Source organism: Cyanobium sp. LEGE 06143 (assembly GCF_015207535.1).
Taxonomy (GTDB): Bacteria; Cyanobacteriota; Cyanobacteriia; order PCC-6307; family Cyanobiaceae; genus NIES-981.
In genome coordinates this window covers 1-15,983 of the sequence record NZ_JADEWP010000038.1, presented here as the reverse complement: position 1 = coordinate 15,983, position 15,983 = coordinate 1, and the positions used below count along the sequence as shown (strand labels likewise).

The following is a 15,983-nucleotide window of genomic DNA, read 5'->3' as shown; positions in this document are numbered from 1 at the left end:
CCGCAGAGTGGGGTGGCCGGGCCTGCAGGGTGGCGATCGTGCTCAACCGACGAACCCGCGCCCTGATCCTGGTGCTGCCACTGGCGCTGGGGCCTGCCAGGGCGATGCCGCTCACCACCCTGGCCCAGGGCGGCAGCGGTGGCGCGGTGCAGGCCACCGTGCTGCAGATCCTCGACCGGCCCGAACTGTTCATCGAACGGCGCCCCGCCCGGGTCAAGGATGTGGCCCATGAGCCCGAGACCATCAGCACCCGAAACACCCGGGCCCAGCTGCGGTTCCACACGGGCGCGGGCGCCCGCGTCAACCGCCAGTCGCGTCTCAAGCTCGGCAGCGGCTGTCTGCTGCTGGATCAGGGTCAGCTGCTGGTGTCGGGGCGCCAGAACGGCTGCACCCGCTCGATGCGGGTGAGCGTGCGGGGCACCAACTACATCCTGGAGGCCTTCGAGAACGGTGACACGGCGGTCACCTCCCTGCAGGGTCGCCTGGAACTCGTGCGGCTGCGCAACGGCGAACCCACCGACCAGCCCCCGGTGCTGCTGGAGAGCGGCCAGCGGCTGCGCCTGCTGCAGGCCCTGGATCTCACCACCGTGATCCCCCTCACCTCTCAGGACTACCAGGCCATCCTGGAGGGCCCCCTGTTCCGGGGTTTCGAACCACGGCTGCCCGCCCAGGGTGCTCTGGAGGACTACCTCAACGCCAACGTTCCCGGCGTGCGCCTGCCCCGCCCCAAGCCCAGGGCAGGCGGCGGGCGGCTGCCCTTCTCCTTTGGGTTTGGCTTCGGCTTCCGGGATGGGGGCAGCCAGGGCGGTGAGGGTCCCCGGCCCGGCGGCAGCAGGAGGAATGGTGCCGACCTGCAGGAGGCCTACCCCAACAGCCGCTGAGCCAGCTTCTGCGGGGGGTTCCATAAGATCGGTCCACGCACTGGCGCTGGAACAACGCGATGGCACGCACCGCCCCGACAGCAGCCCCCCCGGCCACATCTCCGGCTCCATCCCAGGACCGCCATGCGGCTGCCGCTGAACCTGGAGCCGCGGCCTGGGAGGCGGTGATCGGCCTGGAGACCCACGTGCAGCTGGGCACCGACAGCAAGATCTTCACCGGCGCCTCCACCACCTACGGCGATGAGCCCAACACCCACATCGACCCGGTGGTGTGCGGTCTGCCGGGCACCCTGCCGGTGCTCAACCAGAAGGTGCTCGAGTATGCGGTGAAGGCCGCCCTAGCGCTCAACCTGCAGGTGGCCGAGCACAGCAAGTTCGACCGCAAACAGTATTTCTATCCCGACCTGCCCAAGAACTATCAGATCTCCCAGTTCGATGAGCCCATTGCCGAAGACGGCTGGATCGAAGTGGAGGTGGCCGAGAAGGGGAAAGACACCTACCTCAAGCGGATCGGCATTGAGAGGCTGCACATGGAGGAGGACGCCGGCAAACTCGTGCACGCCGGCAGCGACCGCCTGGCCGGCTCCACCCATTCCCTGGTGGACTACAACCGCGCCGGGGTGGCCCTGGCCGAGATCGTCAGCAAGCCCGATCTGCGCACCGGTCGTGAGGCGGCGGAATATGCCTCGGAGATCCGCCGTATCATGCGCTATCTGGGCGTGAGCGACGGCAACATGCAGGAGGGATCGCTGCGCTGCGATGTAAACATCTCGGTGCGCCGTGGACCCGAGGCCCCCTTCGGTACGAAGGTGGAGATCAAGAACATGAACTCCTTCTCGGCGATCCAGAAGGCGATCGATTTCGAGATCCAGCGCCAGATCAAGGCCTACGAAAGCGGCGAGCCGGTGCTGCAGGAAACCCGCCTCTGGGATGAGAGCAAGCAGCTCACCAAGAGCATGCGCTCCAAGGAGGGCAGCAGCGACTACCGCTATTTCCCCGACCCCGATCTCGGCCCGATCGAGGTGAGCACTGAGCAGCGGGAGGGCTGGCGCGGCGAACTGCCCGAACTGCCGGCGGCCAAGCGGCACCGCTACGCCGACAGCCTGAGCCTCTCCCAGTACGACGCCCGGGTGCTCACCGATGAGCGCCCCATGGCCGCTTACTTCGAAGCGGTGGTGGCGGCCGGCGCCGATCCGAAGGTCACCGCCAACTGGATCACCGGCGACATCGCCGCCCACGTGAACGCCAACCGCCTGGCCTATGGGGAGCTGCCGCTGCGCCCCGATCAGCTGGCCGAGATGGTGCAGCTGATCGAGAACGGCATGATCAGCGGCAAGATCGCCAAAGACCTCCTGCCCGAGCTGCTGGAGCAGGGTGGCTCCGTGAAGGCGATCGTGGCCGAACGCGGTCTCGGCATGATCTCCGATCCCACGGCGATCAGCGCCATCGTGGAGGAGCTGCTGGCGACCCACCCTGGCGAAGTGGAGGCCTTCCGGGGCGGCAAGACCAAGCTGCAGGGTTTCTTCGTGGGCCAGCTGATGAAGAAGACCGGCGGCAAGGTCGACCCCAAGCTCGCCAACCGGATCCTGGCGGAGAAGCTGAAGGGCTGAGCCTGTCGCCGAGGCCAAGCGTCCAGCCCCACCGGGCAGGCTGTCCGAGCTGCCCCCGGGTCTTGAAGCGGTTCTGCGGATGCGTCGGCAGCTCCAGGGATGTGTCAGCTGTCGCTAGGCGGGCGAACCGGGCTGGGCTCTGACAGAACCAGTTTCCAATGCATCCGCCAAGGCAGTCTCCAGGGCGCTCACCTCGCCCCGGTTAGCGAGCACCACATCCGTCAGCGTTCGCTTGCGCTCCAGGGGCCACTGCGCATCGATGCGGGCGCGGGCCTCGGCTTCGCTGAGCCCGTTTCTATTCATCAGCCTGCTCAGCTGTTGGTCCGCGTCGCAGTCCACCAGCCACACTTCACTACAGAGCACCTCCAGACCGGCTTCGAACAGCAGGGGGATCATCAGCACCACCACCGGGGCCTCCGCCAGCCGGGCCAGTTCCGCCTCGAACCGCTCGCGCACCAGCGGATGCACCAACTGCTCCAGCCAGGCCCGCTCCACCGGGTCACGGAACACGATGCGCCCCAGGGCGGCGCGGTCGAGCTGGGGGGTTTCCCTGCCGGCCGTGGCCTCCTGCACCTCCAGCCCATAGCGTTTCAGCACCGCCGCCTCGCCGGGAGAGCCTGATGCCAGGGCTGCACGGGCGTAGAGGTCAGCGTCGAGCACCGGCAGGCCCGCCTGCTGCTCCAGCCAGCGCCCGGCGGTGCTCTTGCCGCTGGCGATGCCACCCGTCAGACCGATGCGCCGTTGGCGGCCGCTCCAGCGGCGACGGTTCAGCCCGGGGAGCATGGCCGGCGGGCCGAGCTGCTCGAGCCTGAAGTGCTCGCCATAGCTGGCCGTGGGGCGCTGGGAATAAAAGCGCGTGGCACCAGGGCGCCGGGGCCCGTGGCGGGCCAGGCGGCTGCGCAGGCTCAGACCCGCCAGAGCCAGCCGCTGCAGCCAGCCTGGGCTGCTGCTCCAGCCCAGGCTGCCGCACACCTCCTGGCTCACCAGCGCCAGCAGCACCCGGCGCAGGGCCGGTCGCAGCGGTGCAGGCCAGTCGGCCAGCAGCATCGCCAGGGTGGCGTCGGCCACCCGCCCATTGCTGGCGGCCGGGCGGAAGGCCCGGGCCTCCACCTCCCGGTTCAGGGCGAGCAGGGCCTCCAGGCTGGCGGGCAGGGCCTGGAAGCCCATGGCCTTGCCCACCTGCCGCCAGAACAGAAACAGGCAGGTCTGTTCATAAATACTCAGGGGCCTCCAGCCATAGCGGGCCAGCCAGCGGATCGGCTCGGCCACGAAGGTGGAGAGCACATAGAGGAAGTCGTCATTGCTGATCGCGTAGGCGCCGTGAATCCGGTTCATCCGCTCGATCACGGCCTGGCCTTCGGCGCTGCGGGGCCCCCACCGAAGCAGCTCCGCCACCATCAGCCCCGTGTCGTCGTAGCGCTTGCGGGGCCGATGGGTCAGTTCGCCCGTGCGGGCCAGCAGGGCTGAAATCGAGGGCACGCAGAAGGTCTTGAGCAGGGCCAGCTCCAGGGCACGGGTGATGTCCCAGGGGAAGAGCTCACCGGCCAGCTGGCGACACACGGCCTCCGCCTCGCCGGGCGAGGGGCTGGTGTTGGCGTTCAGCTCCGCCACGGCGGCTCGGCAGGATGGGGCGATTCATCCTGGCGCCGTGACCCCCACCTGGCACCCGATCCCCGGCGGCGTCACCGCCCCCGTTGGCTTCCTGGCCGCCGCCATCACCGCCGGCCTCAAGCCGTCGGGCAATCCCGACCTCTCCCTGCTGCTGGCCCCGCAGGGGGCCGTGTGTGCCGGCAGCTTCACCACCTCGCTGGTGCGGGCGGCCTGCGTGGACCTCTGCGCCGAGCGGCTGGCGGCCAGCGGCGGCCGGGCCCGGGCGGTGCTCACCAACGCCGGCCAGGCCAATGCCTGCACCGGCGATCGCGGCTTGATCGACAGCCAGCGCGCCACCGCGGCCCTGGCCGACCGGCTGGGACTGGCGGCCGAGCAGGTGCTGATCTGCTCCACCGGCGTGATCGGCGTGCCGATCCCGATGGACATCCTGCTGGCGGGCCTCGATCCCCTGGCGGCGGCCCTCAGCCCCGAGGGCGGCGAGGCCGCGGCCACCGCCATCCTCACCACCGACCTGACCGCCAAGCAGATCGCCCTGGAGGCCGACCTAGGCGGCCGCCGGGTGCGGATCGGCGGCATGGCCAAGGGCTCGGGCATGATCCACCCCGCCATGGCCACGATGCTGGGCTACCTCAGCTGTGATGCCGGCGTGCCGGCGCCTCAGTGGCAGGCGATGGTGCGGCGCGCGGTGGATCGCTCCTTCAATGCGATCACGGTGGACGGCGACACCAGCACCAACGACACGGTCCTGGCCTTTGCAGCCGGCGAGCCCCTGAGCCCCGAGCACCTTGAGGCGCTGGAGGCCGGCCTCACGGCGGCGTCGCAACACCTGGCCAGGGCGATCGCCCGCGATGGCGAGGGGGCCACCTGCCTGATCGAGGTGCAGGTGGAGGGGGCCGCCGACGAGGCCGGCGCCATCACCGTGGCCCGCACCGTCTGCGGCTCCTCGCTGGTGAAGTGCGCCGTGCATGGCCGCGATCCCAACTGGGGCCGGATCGTGGCTGCCGCCGGCCGCGCCGGGGTGGTCTTCGATCCCGAGGCGGTGGCCCTGTGGCTGGGGGAGCACCAGCTGATGGCCGCCGGCCAGCCCCTGCGCTTCGATCGGTCGGCCGCCTCCGCCTACTTGCGCGATCGCGCCGCCAGCACTTACCTGGGCGGCAGCGGGCCTGGCGGTGACACGGTGCTGATTCGCCTGCGGCTGGGGCAGGGCCCCGGCAGCGGCAGGGCCTGGGGCTGCGACCTCTCGGATCAGTACGTGCGCATCAACGCTGATTACACCACCTGAGCGCGGCACGTAGCCTCTCCCCATGGCCCAGTCGAGTCCAACTGATGTCCCTGCCAGGCGCGCCCGACCCCGCCACCGCTGGCGGGGTCCACTGCTGGCCGGTTTCTGCTTCGGGCTGGGCTACGGCATCACCCAACGGCTGCTGGTGCTGCAGCTGCCGGGGCTCGTGCAACTGCAGCAGGGCTTTGACGTGCGGGAGTTTCCCGGCACCAGCCTCGAGAGCCTGCGCCTGCGCTTCGGCACTGGCCAGGAGGAGATCCGCGGCGACCTGGAGTTGCTGGAGCTGGAGCGCCAGGCCAAGCAGCGCCAGCAGGAACGCCTGGACGCCGAGCGCCGGCAGGCCGCCGAGAGGCAGCAGGCTGCCGAACGCCAGCGGGATGAGCGGCGGGCTGAGCAGGAGCGGGCTCTCCAGTCTCTCCCTGAGATCCCCCCCCTCAACCCTGTTGCCGACCCAGGCGCGGATGCCGCTGCCGAGCCCGACTCCTCCGCACCCCTAGCTCCGGCCCTGCCGGAGCCCAGCCCCTGAGGCACTCTCCCGTTGAACCCTGCAGCTGGCCGCGCAGTGGGGGCGCCCATCTGGCACAGTTCCAGCAGCAGCTCAGGCCCCATGACGGCCCCCCAGATCCTGATGCAGGCCGCTGTGGCCCGACTGGGCGCCCGCCTCGGCAGCAGCCTGGTGGATGCCGCTGCCAACCTGGCCCTGGTGGTGCAGGACGCCCCTGAGAAAGTGCGCCAGGAGCTGCAGCTCTTCTGGGAGGAGGTGGAGCTGGAGGCCGGCCGCCTGGAGCGCGATGGCCAGGGCGGTGCGTCTGGCTCTGCCTCCACAGCCGTTGATCCAGATCCAGGCCGCCCTGGCGATGGCTTCCCACGCCGCGCCGCAGCCACTCCTGGGCTGTCCGTCCAGGAGCAGATCGATGCCCTGCGGGCCCAGGTGGCAGGGCTGGGTCAGCGTCTGGATCGGCGCCCGTGATCCAGCGCCCCCTGCGCATCTGGTGGCTGGCCCTGCGCCTCAGCGCCGGACTCTGGTGGGACGGCAAGCGCTGGACCTACCCGGGCGGCCCCACCCCTGAACGGCGCAGCCGCCGCGCCAGGCGACGGGCCCGCTGGCTGACCCGCGAGTTCCTGGCCCTCGGCTCGGCCTTCATCAAACTCGGCCAGCTGCTCTCGGCCCGGCCGGACGTGCTGCCCCCTGAACTGGTGGAGGAGCTGGCCTCCCTGCAGGACCAGGTGCCCGCCTTCCCCTTTGCCGTGGTGCAGGCCCTGCTGGAAGAGGAGCTGGGCGAGCGCTGCGCCGAGATCATCGACCTCGAGGAGCTGCCGCTCGGTTCGGCCAGCCTCGCCCAGGTGCATCGCGCCAGCCTGCGCAGTGGACGCCAGGTGGTGCTCAAGGTGCAGCGCCCTGGGCTGGAGCGGCTGTTCCGGCTGGACCTGGAGGTGCTGCAGCAGCTGGCCGCCGTGGTGCAGCGTCACCCCCGCTGGGGCCGTGGCCGCGACTGGGTGGGCATCGCCCAGGAGTGCCGCCGCGTGCTGCTGCGAGAGCTGGATTTCCGCCTCGAGGCCGAGCACGCCGCCCGGTTCCGCCAGCAGTTCCTGGACGACCCCGGCATCCGCATCCCGGCCGTGGTGTGGGAGCTGAGCTCCCGCCGGGTGCTGTGCCTCGACTACGTGCCCGGCATCAAGATCAACGACCGCGACGCCCTGCTGGCCGCAGGCATCGTGCCCGCCGCCGTGGCTGAGAAAGGGGCGGCCAGCTATCTGCAGCAGCTGGTGCGCTTCGGCTTCTTCCACGCCGATCCCCACCCCGGCAACCTCGCTGTCGCCCCAGACGGCACCCTCATCTATTACGACTTCGGCATGATGGGGCAGCTCTCCGGCCGGCTGCGCTCCCGCCTGGGGCGCATGGTGCGCGCCGCCGCCGCCCGCGATGCCTCCACCCTGGTGAAGGAGTTGCAGGCTTCCGGGGTCATCGCCCCCGAGGCGGATCCCGGCCCCGTGCGGCGGCTGGTACGGGTGATGCTCAACGACGCCCTCACGCCGCCCTTCTCGGCCAACGTGCTGCAGAAGCTCTCCGGTGACCTCTACGACCTCGTCTATGGCCAGCCCTTTCGGGTGCCGCCCGAGCTGATCTTCGTGATGCGGGCTCTTTCCACCTTCGAGGGGGTGGGCCGCAGCCTCGATCCTGGCTTTAGCCTGGTGGCGATTGCCCGCCCCTACCTGCTCCCCCTGATGACCTCCAGCGGCAACGGCGGCGGTGACCTCCTCGGCGAACTCTCCCGTCAGGCGGCCGAGGTGGGCAGCCGCGCCCTCGGCATTCCGCGCCGCCTCGACGACAGCCTGGCCCGCATCGAGCAGGGGGACCTGCAAGTGCAGATCCGGGCCGGCGAAACCGACCGGCTGCTGCGGCGCCTCGCCCTGGCCCAGCAGTCCGCTGGACAGTCGATGCTGCTGGCCGGGCTGGCGGTCGCGGCGTCGCTGCTGGCCACCAGCCGCCAACCGGCCCTGGTGGTGATCCCCGCCGTGGCCTCGCTGCCGGTGGGGCTGGGCTGGCTCAAGCTCCAGGCCCGGCTGTCCCGCGATGGCCGCCTGGATCAGCTGCCTGGCATCGCCACCAGCACCACCGATCCAGACTGAGACCTCAGGCCCTGCCGCGGGGGCCCCGGTCCACGGCGCCGGCGTAGACGGCCTGGCTGCCCAGTTCGTCTTCGATGCGCAGCAGCTGGTTGTACTTGGCCACCCGCTCGCTGCGGCTGAGGGAGCCCGTCTTGATCTGGCCGGCGCGGGTGGCCACGGCCAGGTCGGCGATGGTGGTGTCTTCGGTTTCGCCGCTGCGGTGGCTGATCACGCTGGTGTAGCCGGCCCGGCCGGCCAGATCGATCGCCTGCAGGGTTTCGGTGAGGGAGCCGATCTGGTTCACCTTGATCAGGATCGAATTGGCCAGGCTCAGATCGATGCCGCGCTGCAGCCGCTGGGTGTTGGTCACGAACAGGTCGTCTCCCACCAGTTGCACCGTGGCGCCGAGCTTCTCGCTCAGCAGGGCCCAGCCATCCCAGTCGTCCTCCGCCAGCCCGTCCTCGATCGACACGATCGGGAAGCGGCCTGCCAGCTCGGCCAGCTGGTCCACCATCTCGGCGCTGGTGTAGCTGCCGCCGTCGAAGGCGTAGCGGCCGTCCTTGAAGAATTCGGTGCTGGCCACATCGAGGGCCAGGGAGATCTGATCCCCCGGCCGGTAGCCGGCCTGCTCGATCGCCTGCACCAGCAGCTCGCCGGCGGCGATGTTGCCCAGGTCCGGCGCGAAACCGCCCTCGTCACCCACGGCGGTGCTGAGGCCCTTGTCCTTGAGCAGGCCTTTGAGCATGTGGAACACCTCGGTGCCCATCCGCAGGGCCTCACTGAAGCTGTTCGCCCCGTGGGGCACGAGCATGAACTCCTGGAAATCGAGGCTGTTGGCCGCGTGGGCGCCGCCATTGATCACGTTCATCAGCGGCACCGGCAGCAGGCTGGCCATCGGCCCGCCCAGGTAGCGGTAGAGCGGCAGCCCCACCCCATTGGCCGCAGCCCGGGCGGTCGCCAGGCTCACCGCCAGGATGGCGTTGGCGCCGAGGGCACTCTTGTTGTCGGAGCCATCGAGCTCGATCATCGCCGCGTCCACGGCCCCCTGGTCGAGGGCGGAAAGGCCGCAGAGCATCGGGGCGATCTTCTCCTCGATGTTGCCCACGGCCTGCAGCACGCCCTTGCCCATGTAGCGGCTGCCGCCATCGCGCAGCTCGTGGGCCTCGTGGGCGCCAGTGCTGGCGCCGCTGGGCACCATGGCCCGGCCGCTGGCGCCGCCTTCGAGCAGCACTTCCGCCTCCACCGTGGGGGTGCCGCGGGAGTCGAGCACCTCCCTGGCCACCACGGTGTCGATCACGAGGTCGAGGGAGTCGATCACTGGAGCCGGCCTGGTGCTGTCAGGGCAGGATCCTATGGGTCACCCCCTCCCGCCCATGTGTGGCAACGGGCACTGTGGGCCGGCTTGCTGGCCAGAATGGAACCACGACCTCTGCCTCGGCCAGCCGATGCGTCTGCTGCACACCATGCTCCGGGTGGGGAACCTGGATCGGTCCCTCGCCTTCTACACCGAAGTGCTGGGGATGACGCTGCTGCGCCGCAAGGACTACCCCTCCGGCCGCTTCACCCTGGCCTTCGTGGGCTATGGCGAGGAGAGCGACCACACCGTGCTGGAGCTCACCCAGAACTGGGACACCGAGCGCTACGACCTCGGTGAGGGCTATGGCCACATCGCCCTGGGTGTCGACGACATCCATGGCACCTGCGGCGCGATCGCGGCCAAGGGAGGCCGGGTGGTGCGGGAGCCGGGCCCGATGAAGCACGGCACCACCGTGATTGCCTTTGTGGAGGATCCCGATGGCTACAAGGTGGAGTTGATCCAGCTGGGGTCCAGATCCGATGCCGGCTGAGCTGGGTCGCGACGTGTCCTCCGTGGTGCGTTCCGGGGGCAGAACCGCTGCGGCTCCTGCAGCCCCGGCCAGCCTCACCGGCGAGCCCGAACGCTTCAGCGCCGAGGCCTGGGAGCTGCTGCTGGCCGGCCAGGACGGGGCCCGCCGCTGGCGCCACGGCGTGCTCGATGTGGAGCACCTGCTGCAGGCCCTGCTGCTGGAGCGGCGCTTCGGGGCCTGGGCCGACCGCCTGCCCCTCGATGCCGATCAGCTGCTCGACCGGCTGGAGACCTTCTGCGCCCAGCAACCCACCAGCACGTCCGATCAGCTGTTCATCGGCGATGCCCTGGAGGATCTGCTTGAGGAGGCCGACCGCCGCCGCGCCGGCTGGGGGTCGCGGCTGCTCGATCTGCCTCACCTGTTGCTGGCCCTGGTGGAGGAGCCCCGCATCGGCGCCAGCCTGCTGGCCCTGCAGGGCCTCACCGAGGAGCTGCTGCTNCGMYRGCWRCNGCMMGSRGRMCCWGGCNCMCSYTCYGCCNGMCCTGCGAGGAGCCCGAAGTCCACGCCCTGATGGATCTGGGCCTCGACAAGAACCTGATCGACAAGGACGAATACCCCCAGACCGCCGAACTGGAACGCCGCTGCGTCAGCCTGCTGGCCGACCTCTGGCATGCCCCTGCCGGCGCCACCGGCTGCTCCACCATCGGCAGCAGCGAGGCGGCCATGCTCGGCGGCATGGCGGCCAAGTGGCGCTGGCGGGCGGCGCGGCAGGCGGCGGGTCTGCCGGCCGACAAGCCCAACATGGTGTGCGGCAGCGTGCAGATCTGCTGGCACAAGTTCGCCCGTTACTGGGACATCGAGCTGCGCGAGATCACCATGACGCCGGGCCGTCTCTGCATCACACCAGCGGATGTGCTGGCCCAGGTGGATGAGAACACGATCATGGTGGTGCCCACCCTCGGCGTCACGTATCACGGCCTCTACGAGGATGTGGCGGCCATCAGTGCCGCCCTCGACGACCTCCAGGCCCGCACCGGTCTGGACGTACCGATCCACGTGGACGCCGCCAGCGGCGGCTTTCTGGCCCCGTTCACCGCCCCGGATCTGCCCCCCTGGGACTTCCGCCTCGAACGGGTGAAGTCGATCAATGCCTCGGGCCACAAGTACGGCCTGGCCCCCCTGGGGGTGGGCTGGGTGCTGTGGCGCCAGGCCAGTGRTCTGCCCCAGGAGCTGGTCTTCAGCGTGTCCTATCTGGGGGGCGACATGCCCACCTTTCAGATCAACTTCTCGCGGCCGGCCGGCCAGGTGATCGCCCAGTACTACACCTTCGTGCGCCTGGGCCGGGAGGGCTACCGCCTCACCCATGGCGTGGCCTACCAGGTGGCCCGCTATCTCGCCGCCGAGCTGGCCAGGCTGCCGCTGTTCTCGGTGCTGCACGACGGCGACCCCGCCAAGGGGATCCCGGCCGTGGTGTGGCAGCTGCAGCCGGGCACTGATCCGGGCTTCAGCCTCTACGACCTCGCCGACCGCCTGCGCAGCAGGGGCTGGCAGGTGCCCGCCTACCCCTTCACCGGCGCCCTCGCCAGCCAGGCCTTCCAGCGGATCATGGTGCGGCGGGGTTTCAGCCGCGACATGGCCGATCTGCTGCTGCAGGACATCCGCCAGGCGATCGACCACTTCGAGCAGCACCCGATCAGCGTGCCCCTCTCGGCTGCCGAGGCGGCCTCCTACAACCATCTCTAGGTCGTGTCTGGCCGCTGATCAGTCGCCGGCGTGGTAGCTGCTGCGCACCAGCGGCCCGCTGCGCACCTGGACGAAGCCCAGCTCCCGGGCCAGGGCACCGAGGCGCTCGAACGCGTCCGGGGTCCAGTAGCGCGCCACCGGCAGGTGGGCCAGGGAGGGGCGCAGGTACTGGCCCAGGGTGAGGCGCTGGCAGTCCACTGCCCGCAGATCGCGCAGGGTCTCCACCACCTCCTGCTCGCTCTCCCCCAGCCCCAGCATCAGGCCGCTCTTGGTGGGGATGGCGGGGGCCAGCTCCCGGGCTGCGGCCAGCAGTCCCAGGGAGCGGCGGTAGGTGGCGCCGCGGCGCACCTCCCCCTGCAGCCGCTCCACGGTTTCGAGGTTGTGGTTGAAGCACACCGGCGCCGCCGCCAGCACCGTGGCCAGCCGCTGGCGCTGGGCGGCCAGGGCCGCCTCGGGGTCGGCCACCCCGCCCCAGAAGTCCGGAGTGAGCACCTCCAGGGCCACGCTGGGGCTGCGGCGCCGGATCGCGGCCATGGTGGCGGTGAACAGGCTGGCGCCGTGGTCGGCCAGATCGTCCCTGGCCACGGCAGTGAGCACCACATAGCGCAGCTGCAGCGTGGCCACGGCCTCCGCCACCCGCTCGGCCTCGGCACCGTCCACGGGCAGCGGCGCCCGGCCTTTGTCCACCTGGCAGAAGGCGCAGCTGCGGGTGCAGATCGGACCGCCCAGCAGGAAGGTGGCCGTGCCGGCGGCATAGCACTCGCCCCGGTTGGGGCAGCGGCCCTCCTCACAGATGGTGTGCAGCCGCTGCTGCTTCACCACCCCCTGCACCGCTTCCAGGGCGGAGGCCTCGCCGATCGGCCGCCGCAGCCAGGCGGGCAGCCGTTCGGCCGGGGCGAAGCTGCTGTAACGGCTGGAGGTCTGGCTCATGGCTGCTGGTTCATTCCATCCGCCGCCGCCCCTCGAAGGCCCGGGCCAGGGTCACCTCGTCGGCGTACTCCAGCTCACTGCCCACGGGCAGGCCGTAGGCGATGCGGCTCACGGTGGTGAAGGGTTTGAGCAGTCTGGCCAGGTAGAGGCTGGTGGTGTCTCCCTCCACGCTGGGGGTGAGGGCCAGGATCAGCTCCTCGATGCCCTCATCGGCCACCCGCTGCACCAGCGGTCCGATCTGCAGCAGCTCCGGGCCGATCCCGTCCATCGGCGAGATCAGGCCGCCCAGCACGTGATAGCTGCCCCGGAACTCCCGGGTGCGTTCCATGGCCAGCAGGTCACGGGAGTCGGCCACCACGCAGAGCTGGCCATTGCGGCGCTCCTCATTGCGGCAGATCTCACACAGGGGCTCAGCCGAGAGGTGAAAGCACCGCTGGCACTGGCCCACCTGGCTGCGGGCCGCCAGCAGGGCCTCGGCGAAGCTGCGGATCTGCTCCTCCGGCTGGCGCAGCAGGTGCAGGGCCAGCCGCTGGGCCGTGCGGGGGCCGATGCCGGGCAGCCGCTCGAACTGGTCGATCAGCCGGGCCAACGGGCGCGTGAAGCCGCTCAGCGAACCGCCGCAGGTGGGCTGAATGTAGGCGGGCCGGCGCTCGCAGCAGAATGGCGCCACCGGTCCCCCTCTCCCTGCCATGACCAGCCCCTCCGCCCTGCTGCCTCGGCCCCTTGTGCGGGGGGCTCTGGCCCTGCTGCTGGCCGTGGCGCTGGTGGGCTGCAGTGCCGCTTCAGCGGGGCTGAACCGCTTCCAGAACCCAGACGGCCGCTTTGCCTTCCTCTATCCCACCGGCTGGGTGCGGGTGCAGGTGAGCGGTGGCCCCCAGGTGGTGTTTCACGACCTGATCAACAGTGACGAGACCCTCAGCCTGGTGATCTCCGAGGTGACCCCCGAGAGCGACCTCACCAGCCTGGGCAGTGCGGTGGCCGTGGGGGAGCAGCTGCGCCGGGCCGTGATCGCCACCGAGGGCAGTGGCCGCCAGGCGGAGCTGCTCCAGGCCGATGAGCGCCAGCAGGACGGCCGCACCTTCTACGACCTCGAGTACGCCGTGCACCTCGACGACCGCGATCGCCACGAGTTCGCCACGGTGGTGGTGGACCGGGGGCGCCTGTACACCTTCGCGGCCAGCACCAATGAGGCGCGCTGGGACAAGGTGAACGAGCTGTTCCACCAGGTGGTGACCTCCTTCACGCTGCTGGTCTGAGCCGGAGCGGGAGGGGCGCTGGCCCGGGCCATGGCGATGGCTGCCGCTGTGGTGGTGGTGGGGGGCGGCCTCTGCGGCGGGCTGGTGGCCCTGGAGCTGGCGGCGCTGGGGCTGGAGGTGGTGCTGGTGGAGGGGACTGAGCCCGCCGCCACAGAGCTGAGCTACGGCCTGATGCCCCTGCCGGCCGCCCTGCCCTGGCTGCGGCTGCAACTCCGCCATGGCCCCCTGGGGCTGCGCTGCCGCTGGCTGCGGCTGCACAGTGCGGCCGAACCCGCAGCTTCCGTTCCCTGGCTGGATCGCCTGCCCCTGCCCGCCGCCCAGGTGGAGGCGCCGCTGTTCCTCGCCGCCCTGCCCGCCGCCCTGGCCGCCGCTGGGGTGCGGGTGCTGCCGGCTCAGGTGCGGGGCCCGCTGCAGCCCGGCCCGGGCGGCTGGCGGCTGGCGTTGGAGCCGGCCCCGGCTGCTGGAGGTGGCGCCAGGGGCTCAGCTGCGGATCCTGGGCTGGAGGCCGCCCAGGTGGTGCTGGCCGCCGGTGGCGGCTGCCGCCAGCTCTGGCCTGCCCTGGCACCAGGCCTGCAGACCAGCTGGGCGGGGGTGCTGGAGCTCGCCGAAGCCCCGCCCCGGGGCCTCTGCTGGCCGGCTGAACTGACCGTGCCGCGGCGCTTTCAGCGGCCTGCCCTGGAACGCCAGACCCTCGCCCCAGGGCCACTGGCCTGGGTGGTGGATGCCGGCCTGGTGCCGAGCGCGGATCGCTGGCTGGCCGGCCAGATCAGCCTGGTGGGTGCGGAAGCTGCGGTGGGTGCGCAGGCGCCCGATACGCCGCAGCCGGATCCGGCGGCGATGGAGGAGCGCCTGCGCCAGGGGCTGAGCGGCCTGAGCCCTGCCCTGGCTGGGGCCCCCGCCCGCTACCGCCAGGTGCCGGTGACCTTCTCCCCTACGGCCACGCCGCTGGTGGGCCCGGTGGGCGGGGCGCCAGGGCTGTGGGTGTTGAGCGGCTTCTCGGCGGCCTTCAGCCAGGTGCCCCAGCAGGCGCTGCGTTTGGCCCAGGCCATCGCTGCCGCCGCGGCCGATTCGGTTCAGTAACCGAGTCAGCCTCAGTCAGAGGGGGCAACCCTCAGTAGACGTAGTTGTTGTCGAAGCTGCCGTCGCCTTCGCCGGCCGGTCTGGGCCAGTCGGCCTCCCAGTAGCTGATGCCATCGAGCATGAAGGGCCGTCCCCCCAGGCGCTCTGTCTTGAGTTCGGTGCTGCCCATGGCGGTGATCAGGCCCCCCAGTTCCATCGGCCCCAGGTTGGTCTTCACGTCGTTGCCACCGGCGGCGAGCAGCATCGGCAGCCGCACCAGGTTTTCAGGCCGGGTGAGCTTGCGGAACAGGGCCTTGAGGGCGAGTTGCTGCCGCTCGATGCGGCCGATGTCGCCCCACTCGTCATGGCGGAAGCGCAGGAAGCCCTCCAGGTCGTTGCCCCTGAGCAGCTGGGGTCCGGGCTGGAGATCGATCGAGAGCCCCTGGCTTCTGTCTGTGTAGCGCATCCGCTTGGGCACATCCACGTCGATGCCGCCGAGGGCGTCGGAGATGCGGCTGATCGCGTTCAGATTCACCACCACGTGGTGGGTGATCGGGCGCCCCATCTTGAAGGAGAGCTCCCTCTCCAGCAGCTCGGTGCCCCCCAGTGCGTAGAGGGCATTGACCTTCGTGGGGCGGTAGCCCTCTGGATCGATGTAGGTGTCGCGGGGCACCTGGGTGATGCTGGTGATGCCGCCATTGATGCGCAGCGTGGCGATCACATCGGTGTTGGCGCCGCTGGCATCGGTGCCCAGCACGAGGATGTTCTGGTCGCCGATGCCGCTCCAGGCGGCAAAGGGGTTGGTGATGCGGGGGTTCTCCGGCAACGAGGTGCCGCTCAACCAGTCGGCCAGCGGCATGGACGCCAGCAGCCCGCCCCCCAGCCCGATCAGCATGGCCAGCAGCACCGGCCCACGCCGTCGCCGCTGTCGAGGCTGCTGATGGGGGGCCCGCCGGGCCTCGCTGGTCTTCATGGAGAAACGCTATTGCACAGCGGCGTAGGGCACGGTTGCCGCTGAGCCGGTTGGACGGGCAGCCCCTCTGGCGGCCTAGGGAGGCTCTGGAAAACCCGAGCCATCCGCGCGAAAATATCCCTGTAATCGCAGGCGCGGACTGGGTTCATGGGCAGCAAGCAGCTCGGATTCGGTGATTACGAGCAGACCACGGCCAAGAAGC

General features: G+C 70.6%; 14 protein-coding genes and 2 pseudogenes. 11 read left to right on the top strand and 5 right to left on the bottom strand.

Going from position 1 to position 15,983, the window contains the following annotated elements; genetic code table 11:
- Positions 1 to 881: hypothetical protein (locus IQ216_RS04505; protein ID WP_228007135.1), on the top strand; the 881-nt coding region annotated here is incomplete at its 5' end.
- Between the two features lie 59 nt (positions 882 to 940).
- Positions 941 to 2,491, top strand: a complete 1,551-nt coding sequence (gene gatB / locus IQ216_RS04500; RefSeq protein ID WP_193814508.1) for an Asp-tRNA(Asn)/Glu-tRNA(Gln) amidotransferase subunit GatB — start codon at positions 941 to 943, stop codon at positions 2,489 to 2,491.
- Positions 2,492 to 2,605: 114 nt separating this feature from the next.
- On the opposite strand, the gene coaE is transcribed toward gatB, so the two are convergent.
- The gene (gene coaE / locus IQ216_RS14665; protein ID WP_370566601.1) at positions 2,606 to 4,102 is read right to left on the bottom strand and encodes a dephospho-CoA kinase; all 1,497 of its coding nucleotides are present in this window, start codon (positions 4,100 to 4,102) and stop codon (positions 2,606 to 2,608) included.
- A 37-nt stretch (positions 4,103 to 4,139) separates the two neighbouring features.
- Here coaE and argJ point away from each other — a divergent pair, with 37 nt between their 5' ends.
- The 4 genes from argJ to IQ216_RS04475 all read left to right on the top strand — a co-directional run bounded on the left by argJ (position 4,140) and on the right by IQ216_RS04475 (position 8,015).
- Complete coding sequence (gene argJ / locus IQ216_RS04490) at positions 4,140 to 5,384, top strand: bifunctional glutamate N-acetyltransferase/amino-acid acetyltransferase ArgJ (RefSeq protein WP_193814507.1); 1,245 nt, start codon at positions 4,140 to 4,142, stop codon at positions 5,382 to 5,384.
- Positions 5,385 to 5,406: 22 nt separating this feature from the next.
- The gene (locus IQ216_RS04485) at positions 5,407 to 5,910 is read left to right on the top strand and encodes a hypothetical protein (protein ID WP_193814506.1); all 504 of its coding nucleotides are present in this window, start codon (positions 5,407 to 5,409) and stop codon (positions 5,908 to 5,910) included.
- An 81-nt stretch (positions 5,911 to 5,991) separates the two neighbouring features.
- Positions 5,992 to 6,354, top strand: a complete 363-nt coding sequence (locus tag IQ216_RS04480) for a hypothetical protein (protein WP_193814505.1) — start codon at positions 5,992 to 5,994, stop codon at positions 6,352 to 6,354.
- Positions 6,351 to 8,015 (top strand): AarF/ABC1/UbiB kinase family protein, encoded by a 1,665-nt coding sequence (locus tag IQ216_RS04475; protein ID WP_186697501.1) that lies wholly within the window; start codon positions 6,351 to 6,353, stop codon positions 8,013 to 8,015. The genes IQ216_RS04480 and IQ216_RS04475 overlap by 4 nt, the downstream gene beginning before the upstream one ends.
- A 4-nt stretch (positions 8,016 to 8,019) precedes the next feature.
- Here the strand turns inward: IQ216_RS04475 and eno are convergent, their stop codons facing one another.
- Positions 8,020 to 9,312 carry a phosphopyruvate hydratase gene (gene eno, locus IQ216_RS04470; protein WP_193814504.1) on the bottom strand — a complete coding sequence of 431 codons (1,293 nt, stop codon included), beginning with the start codon at positions 9,310 to 9,312 and terminating at the stop codon, positions 8,020 to 8,022.
- Between the two features lie 127 nt (positions 9,313 to 9,439).
- Here eno and gloA point away from each other — a divergent pair, with 127 nt between their 5' ends.
- From gloA to IQ216_RS04455, 3 genes and pseudogenes are all read left to right on the top strand, one after another.
- Positions 9,440 to 9,841: a lactoylglutathione lyase gene (gene gloA, locus IQ216_RS04465; RefSeq protein WP_186697497.1), complete on the top strand. Its 402-nt coding sequence runs from the start codon at positions 9,440 to 9,442 to the stop codon at positions 9,839 to 9,841.
- Positions 9,831 to 10,391, top strand: a pseudogene (locus tag IQ216_RS04460) (Clp protease N-terminal domain-containing protein). The gene gloA and the pseudogene IQ216_RS04460 overlap by 11 nt, the downstream one beginning before the upstream one ends.
- Positions 10,379 to 11,563, top strand: a pseudogene (locus tag IQ216_RS04455) (glutamate decarboxylase); the annotation flags it as partial. The pseudogenes IQ216_RS04460 and IQ216_RS04455, both read left to right, overlap by 13 nt.
- 18 nt (positions 11,564 to 11,581) lie before the next feature.
- Here IQ216_RS04455 and lipA read toward each other — a convergent pair.
- Together lipA and recR are read right to left on the bottom strand one after the other, a co-directional pair.
- Entirely contained in the window at positions 11,582 to 12,493 is a 912-nt protein-coding gene (gene lipA, locus IQ216_RS04450; protein WP_193814502.1) for a lipoyl synthase, read from the bottom strand.
- A 10-nt stretch (positions 12,494 to 12,503) separates the two neighbouring features.
- The gene (recR, locus tag IQ216_RS04445) at positions 12,504 to 13,073 is read right to left on the bottom strand and encodes a recombination mediator RecR (protein WP_255510577.1); all 570 of its coding nucleotides are present in this window, start codon (positions 13,071 to 13,073) and stop codon (positions 12,504 to 12,506) included.
- Between the two features lie 109 nt (positions 13,074 to 13,182).
- On the opposite strand from recR, the gene psbP reads away from it, so the two are divergent.
- Entirely contained in the window at positions 13,183 to 13,749 is a 567-nt protein-coding gene (gene psbP, locus IQ216_RS04440) for a photosystem II reaction center PsbP (RefSeq protein WP_186696887.1), read from the top strand.
- Positions 13,750 to 13,779: 30 nt separating this feature from the next.
- A complete protein-coding gene (locus IQ216_RS04435) occupies positions 13,780 to 14,829 on the top strand; it encodes an FAD-dependent oxidoreductase (RefSeq protein ID WP_193814501.1) in 1,050 nt (349 codons plus the stop codon).
- 31 nt (positions 14,830 to 14,860) lie between these two features.
- On the opposite strand, the gene IQ216_RS04430 is transcribed toward IQ216_RS04435, so the two are convergent.
- Positions 14,861 to 15,703, bottom strand: a complete 843-nt coding sequence (locus tag IQ216_RS04430; protein WP_228007136.1) for an LCP family protein — start codon at positions 15,701 to 15,703, stop codon at positions 14,861 to 14,863.
- Positions 15,704 to 15,983 lie beyond the last annotated feature (280 nt).